Source organism: Aphanizomenon sp. UHCC 0183 (genome assembly GCF_009712065.1).
GTDB lineage: Bacteria > Cyanobacteriota > Cyanobacteriia > Cyanobacteriales > Nostocaceae > Dolichospermum > Dolichospermum heterosporum.
Window position 1 is genome coordinate 1 of sequence record NZ_VILC01000132.1, and the last position, 7,229, is coordinate 7,229.

Annotated in this window: 4 protein-coding genes and 1 pseudogene; 3 read left to right on the forward strand and 2 right to left on the reverse strand. The window is 40.8% G+C overall.

Translation table 11 applies throughout. The features are described from left to right. Positions 1–94: 94 nt before the first annotated feature. Positions 95–1,229 (forward strand): annotated as a pseudogene (locus FJR37_RS24435) (IS630 family transposase). 192 nt (positions 1,230–1,421) lie between these two features. Here the strand turns inward: FJR37_RS24435 and clpB are convergent. Together clpB and FJR37_RS24445 are read right to left on the reverse strand one after the other, a co-directional pair. Next, positions 1,422–4,040, reverse strand: coding sequence for an ATP-dependent chaperone ClpB (gene clpB, locus FJR37_RS24440; RefSeq protein WP_168467356.1), 2,619 nt, complete (start codon positions 4,038–4,040; stop codon positions 1,422–1,424). A 586-nt stretch (positions 4,041–4,626) separates the two neighbouring features. Beyond that, a complete protein-coding gene (locus FJR37_RS24445; RefSeq protein WP_254434661.1) occupies positions 4,627–5,784 on the reverse strand; it encodes an RNA-guided endonuclease TnpB family protein in 1,158 nt (385 codons plus the stop codon). A 55-nt stretch (positions 5,785–5,839) separates the two neighbouring features. Between FJR37_RS24445 and tnpA the strand changes: the two genes are divergently transcribed. Further along, positions 5,840–6,241 (forward strand): IS200/IS605 family transposase, encoded by a 402-nt coding sequence (gene tnpA, locus FJR37_RS24450; protein WP_039204987.1) that lies wholly within the window; start codon positions 5,840–5,842, stop codon positions 6,239–6,241. Between the two features lie 218 nt (positions 6,242–6,459). After that, positions 6,460–7,173, forward strand: a complete 714-nt coding sequence (locus tag FJR37_RS24455; RefSeq protein WP_371416165.1) for a DUF3386 domain-containing protein — start codon at positions 6,460–6,462, stop codon at positions 7,171–7,173. Positions 7,174–7,229: the final 56 nt, after the last annotated feature.

Consider the following 7,229-nt stretch of genomic DNA (forward strand, 5'->3'; position numbering starts at 1 on the left):
CCCTAGTGGTCTGTCAAGCAAAAAATTGTGAATTTGAGAGAGAATAGAGGGGCTATTCACTGTAAATCTCAGCAAATAACCTAAATAACTGATTATGCTTAAGACCTATATTGTCCGGTTAAGTCAAGAAGAAAGGCAGTATCTACAAAACTTGGTATCCACAGGCAAAGCAGCAGCTTACAAAATTAAGCACGCCAATATTCTGTTAAACATTGATGTTAATGGACAAGGATGGACGGATGAAAAAGCTGCTGCCGCCAACAGTAGCCACCGCAATACAGTCGCAAATCTCTTCAGAGCGATTGGTAAAAGAAGGCATAGAATCAGCATTAAACCGCAAGCCCAGTAAAACGCCGCCTCGTCAAACGATTATTGATGGAGAGGTGGAAGCAAAACTAATCGCCCTGCGTTGTGGAGAACCGCCCGCTGGTCAGGCACGTTGGACATTGCGGTTACTGGCAGACATTGCGGTTGAGTTAGAAATTGTTCCAGCAATTAGTCACGAAACCGTGCGCCAAGTGTTAAAAAAAACGAACTCAAACCTCATTTGCGCCAGATGTATGTGATTCCACCAGAACAGAGTGCCGAATTTGTATCTAACATGGAAGATGTTCTGGAAATTTATCACCTGCCCTATGACTCCAAGTATCCGGTGATTTGCATGGATGAGCAACCTATACAATTGGTCAAAGAAACCCGCATTCCTCTACCAGCCAAACCGGGACAGCCAGAGTCGGTGGATTATGTTTTGCGATCGCAATGGAACAGCCAATATTTTTATGTTTACAGAACCCTTGTCTGGGTGGCGTAAAACAGTCGTCAGTGAACGAAGAACAGCGGTTGACTGGGCAACAGAAATTAAGCACTTACTCGATAACGACTATCCCGATAGCGACAAAGTTATTTTAGTATGTGACCAGCTAAATACTCATAAACTTGCTTCCCTATATCAAGCTTTTGAGCCATCCATTGCTCGTCGGCTGGTTGAACGCTTGGAAATTCACCATACCCCTAAACATGGAAGCTGGCTCAATATCGCTGAAAACGAACTGTCCGCAATGACTCGGCAATGCTTAGATCGTCGGATTCCTGATATTGAAACTTTAGAACAAGAAACAACGGCTTGGTATATTCAACGCAATCATTCACAAAAATCTGTAAATTGGCAGTTCACAACCGCAGATGCCCGTATCCGTCTTAAGCGTCTTTATCCACAAATAGAAAAATGACAGACCACTAGTGCCGCCGGGCGTAAATAAACCAACCATTCTAAATCCTCCAAAAGCCTATACTGTCTTCATTTTGACTTTTGACTTTTGACTTTTGACTTCCGCCTTGCGGTACTAGTCATCTTTAGATGACTTTAGCTTTTAGACAGGGAATTTATTCCCTGGCTTGAAGGCTTGAAGGGACTCTCAAATCTAACCCGTAAACACCTCTGCGGGTAAGCGATTAAAGGAAAGACGCTCATTTTGCACATCTACAAAAATGGTGTCACCGTCGCTGAAATCACCGCGTAAAATGGCTTTGGCTATTTGGGTTTCTAGTTCCCGCTGAATTGCTCTTTTTAATGGTCTTGCACCAAACACGGGATCGTATCCTACCTCTGCCAAAAAGTCAAGAGCAGCACTGGATAATTTCAAAGCCATTTTCCTATCAGTTAATCTTTGTCTGAGTCTATCTACTTGTAATTGAACAATATTCCGCAATTCGGATTTTTGTAAACTGTGGAAAATAATTAATTCATCTAGACGGTTTAAGAACTCTGGACGGAAACTATTTCGCATTGCTTCCATCACGCGATTACGCATTTCATCGTAACGGCTATCATCTCCAGATATATCTAGGATATATTGAGAACCAATGTTACTGGTCATGATGATAATACTATTTTTAAAGTCTACTGTGCGACCTTGGGCATCTGTCACCCGACCATCATCGAGAATTTGCAGGAAAATATTAAATACGTCGGGGTGGGCTTTTTCGATTTCGTCGAATAAAATTACCGCGTAGGGACGACGACGAATGGCTTCGGTTAATTGTCCTCCTTCTTCATAACCTACATATCCGGGAGGCGCACCGATTAGTCGGGAAACGTTGTGCTTATCCATATATTCGGACATATCAATCCGCACTAAAGCCTCCTCGGTGTCAAACATATAAGCAGCTAAGGCTTTCGCTAGTTCGGTTTTACCGACACCAGTTGGACCAAGGAAGACAAAACTGGCTATGGGACGGTTTGGGTCAGAAAGTCCAGCGCGAGAACGTTGAATGGCATCTGCGACAGCGGTAACGGCTTCATGTTGACCGATAACCCGGTGATGTAATTCATCTTCTAAATGCAGGAGTTTTTCCTTTTCTGATTCGACTAATTTATTCAGGGGAATGCCTGTCCATTTAGAAATAATTTCGGCAATATCGGCTTCTGTAACTTCTTCGCGTAATAGTGATTTTCCGGTTTTTTGAGTTTGGGAAAGTTCAGTTTCTACGGCTTGTAATTGGCGATGTAAGTCGGTTAATTTGCCATATTTTAATTCCGCAGCCCGGTTAAGATCGTAGTTTCTTTCTGTTTGTTGAATTTCTAGATTAACTCGGTCAATTTCTTCTTTAATTGATTGAATTTTGGTGATAATCCCTTTTTCGGATTGCCATTGTGTGCTAAGGGTTCTTTGATCTTCTTTGAGGTCAGCGAGTTCTTTTTCTAATCTTTCTAAACGTTCACGGGAAGCGAGATCACTTTCTTTTTGTAAGGAAAGTTTTTCCATTTCCAATTGGAGAATTTTTCTGTCTATTTCGTCTAGTTCTTCGGGTTTGGAGGTAATCTCCATCTTCAGTCTAGCAGCGGCTTCGTCTACTAAATCAATGGCTTTGTCAGGGAGAAAGCGATCGCTAATATAACGATTAGATAAAGTAGCCGCAGCCACAAGAGAACTATCAGAAATTCTCACCCCATGATGAACTTCATAACGTTCTTTCAAACCGCGTAAAATGGAAATTGTATCTTGAACGTTGGGCTGATCTACATAAACTTGTTGAAAACGTCTTTCTAAAGCGGCATCTTTTTCCAAATATTTGCGGTATTCATCTAAAGTTGTCGCCCCAATGCAGCGTAATTCACCCCGTGCTAACATGGGTTTTAATAGATTTCCCGCATCCATCGCCCCTTGACTTGCACCTGCACCGACAACGGTATGAATTTCATCAATAAATAAGACAATATTCCCACCAGATTCGGTGACTTCTTTTAATACGGCTTTGAGACGTTCTTCAAATTCACCTCGGAATTTTGCTCCCGCAATTAAAGCCCCCATATCTAAACTGATGAGTTTACGATCTTTGAGAGATTGGGGAACATCACCCGCTACAATGCGCTGTGCCAAACCTTCGGCGATCGCAGTTTTCCCTACACCAGGTTCGCCAATTAAAACCGGGTTATTTTTGGTTCTGCGGGAGAGAATTTGTACTGTCCGTCTAATTTCATCATCACGACCGATTACGGGGTCTAGTTGACCTTTGCGGGCGGCTTCTGTGAGATCACGTCCGTACTTCTCCAGTGATTGATATTTACCTTCTGGATTTTGGTCAGTCACTTTTTGTTTCCCCCGAATTTCTTTAATAATATTTTTGAGTTTGTTTTCATCTAAACCGAATTCTTGCAGTAAACTTTTGCCAAACCGATCATCTTTGGCATAACCTAACAGTAAATGTTCAATAGAAATAAATTCGTCTTTAAATTCTTGACGATATTTTTCTGCCCGATCTAATAATGTATCTAAGCTGCGTCCTAAATAAACAGAAGCACTAGCGCCGGATACCTTGGGTTGACGTTGGATAAATTGCTCTGTGCGATCTCGAACTTTTTGCAAACTTGTCCCAGCTTTGGTGAAAATCGCGCTGGCCAGTCCTTCCTGTTCCAGCAACCCTTTCATCAGGTGTTCACTTTCTAGCTGCTGTTGCTGATACTGTTTAGCGACATCGGGGGTATGAGCGATCGCTTCCCAGGCTTTTTCTGTAAATTGATTGGGGTTAGTCGGCTGCATAAGCTTTTAGAATAACAAACTACTGTCTAATAAGATCATTGTAAAAATATTTAGCGGAATAGCTAGATCGGTCTTCACGTCTTTAAAATGTAGTATTATTGCCCAATCTGGAGTAACAAAGCGTATACTACAACCGGGGAATTGCCCCTCCCTCGTTCCCTGGCTCTGCCGGGGAATGCCCACAGGAGGCTCTGCCTCCACTATATTCACTGTATTTGAGGCAGAGCCTCAAACTCGCATTCCCAGCCGGAGTCTGGGAACGAGTTCAATTTATCAATAATATTTTGTCTGAATCAGGATACCCAGGATTTAAGGATGTGCAGGATGTGATTTTTTGATTGTCTATAAACATTCAGATTTAATGATAAAAAATCATCTTCACACTTTGACACTCTCAGGGCTAAAGCCGCTGAGATTCTGCGGACAGAATTAATTTAATTTAATTCTCGCTACGATTGCCAAAGATCGTCTACTGAGTTGATCAAGTGATAGACTCAACCTTCCCGATACTTTTCTTAAAATATTAGCTGCTCCGTTCAAATCTGCATTTACGAATGAACCATCGCCCGATTCATACAATCCACGCTTAACACGCTAACAGTAATGCTTTCCACCCTTCTGGCTTTTCGCCATACTTAGGTAGGGAGTCTCCATCTAGAAAACTAGCTTTTGACGTATATGCTTCTTCAGTTTCTTGAAATCTAATACCGTGCAATTCACAGAGTTGTCTTAATCTATCTTTAAGTTTACCCAATGGCATTTGGACAAACTTTTGATTGTTAATTCTCCCCATATTAGCGTTGGATTTAAACCCCTCGTTCCAGCCGATAACTAATGTACCAATACCATATTTTAAGCAATGGTCAATAATTAGTTTCGCTGCTTTATTAATACCATCACGCATCTGATGGTTACGTTTACGGGTTACACGGTCTAACCAAGCATCCCAATAAGCTTCTGATTTCCCCTCTTTTTTTGTTGATATTTTCTTGTTCCAAAGCTGATTCATGGCTTTCATTGACCGGGCATCAATCAATAGGGAATTACCCAATGTATCAACACAAGCCGCTAAATTATCAGCCGTTCCCAAGTCAATAGATAGAGCTTGATTAATGTCTAAATCATGCTGTTGTTTCTCAACTTCGTAAGACATCTCTAGATAAAAAGCACCGTTTTTAGGTAGGATAGTAAACTCCTTAACATGAGCTATATCTAAATTTGACGGCATCGGTAGAAAAAATTCAGAAATTCCAAACCATCTTTTAACCGTTAGTCCCAACGAAAATCTAAGTTGTCCATTAACTAGAGTTGGTTTCTGTCCTCCACTATGAGGATAAGCAACCTTGAAAAGTTTAGAACCTGTTAGATAGCCGGGTACTTTAGGCTTAAAGTGTAATTGTCCTTTGATAAACAAAGAACGTAATTCTTTAAAAGATTTGAAGGCTTCTGTTACAGATAATAAAGTTTGTTGTGCGGGGATAGATGGCATCGATTGAGCAACCATAGTTTTAGACACTGAAGGCTCGTAAATCAAGTCGAACTTACCCGTTAACAACTTTCCAGTTTTTAAAAATGTTTGTCTAGCGAAATAAACACCACTGTTATACAGCTTCCCTGACTGCTGACAGAGATATTCTAATACTGCCTTTGTTTCATTATCGGGAGACAACAAAACCTGTTGTACTCCCATTGCTTTTTTATTTTTTGCCACCAAGTTACGATTTATGAGAAGTTGACTTCTCAAGAATAATTGATTAAGCTAGTATTGTCAATAGCTATCAAGAAAACAACAAGAGAATATGTTAACGCAAGAAGACTATAAAACCCACAACCACGTTAAATTCCTGGTTAATTACCATTTTGTTTGGATACCTAAACGACGGAAAAAAGTTTTAGTAGGAGAAATAGCAACAAGAGCGAGACAGATTTTTGCTGAACTGGCTATAGAAAAAGGTTGGGATATTTTAGCTTTAGAAGTAGCTCCAGACCATATCCACTTATTTATTAGCGTTAAGCCCACAGATACCCCACATTTAGTTATCAAGGCATTTAAAGGTCGTTCTAGCTTCTACTTGAGAAAAGAATTTCCCCAATTAAAAAAACTACCGTCTCTTTGGACAAGTAGTTATTTTATAAGCACCGCAGGGAATGTTAGTAGCGAATCCGTGAGGAGATATATTGAAGACCCGCATCACGGTTAATATAGAAAATACCAAAGCGGTTAAAACCGCTCGTGTCGCTTATATCTCAGGGCTAAAGCCGCTGAGTTTTACGCTTACCGCGAGGTCTTATAAAAGAAATTAGATATGTGACTTCACCAGATCATCAACAAAAATCCTGAAAATCCTCAAATCCTGGACATCCTGATTCAGACAAGGGCGATTCCTCACTCACGCGCATTCATCCCACGCTCCTAAGAGTGAGACGTGGGACTTCTGCTATTCTTGTTAAACTATTAGAAAAATGCAGTCAAAGTGGTGATATGGCAATTCAGTCAACGGCAGAAACTTTATTTCAAACTGCTTATGAAAGTCGTTACACTTGGGATGAGAATTTTCCTGGTTATGCTGCCAATGTGCAACTGCTACAGGAAAATGAGGTTTACGCTGGTAAGATTCGGATTGACCCCAGCCTGAATATACAAGTTACAGAAGTCGCAGATAAACAAATAGAAGCAGGAATTGATATTCAGTTACAGGAAATAGTTACCCGCTGTCAAAGAAGCAATTTTCAAACTACTTACGGTCAATATGAGTTTAGTTTAGATGAGACAGTAGAAACAGATACAGTAAAGGTTTTTGTCAAAAGTGAAACTACTGATTCTTGTTATAATATCCATAACCAAAAAATTTATCAGGAAATTCGCGTGATGGGTCGGATGGCTTTAGAGATTAATTCTGGGGAATTCCTAGATACAGACTCTGGTTATCTCCCTTGTGTATATCATGTAGTTTTTCGGAATTCGCAAACAAGTGATGTTAATAGCATCCTCAGATTTACGGATACATATCAAAAGTTTGGTGGTTATTACATTTTAACCAAGCAGGTAGTCGCAGAATATGAAAATGGAAAGATTGAAACGCCTCAATCAATTACTGAGTTTGTTTATTCCAATATTCAGCTACTGGAATAGGCAAGAGGCAGGGAGCAGGGGGCAGGGGGCAGGGGGCAGGGGGCAGGGAGCAGGGG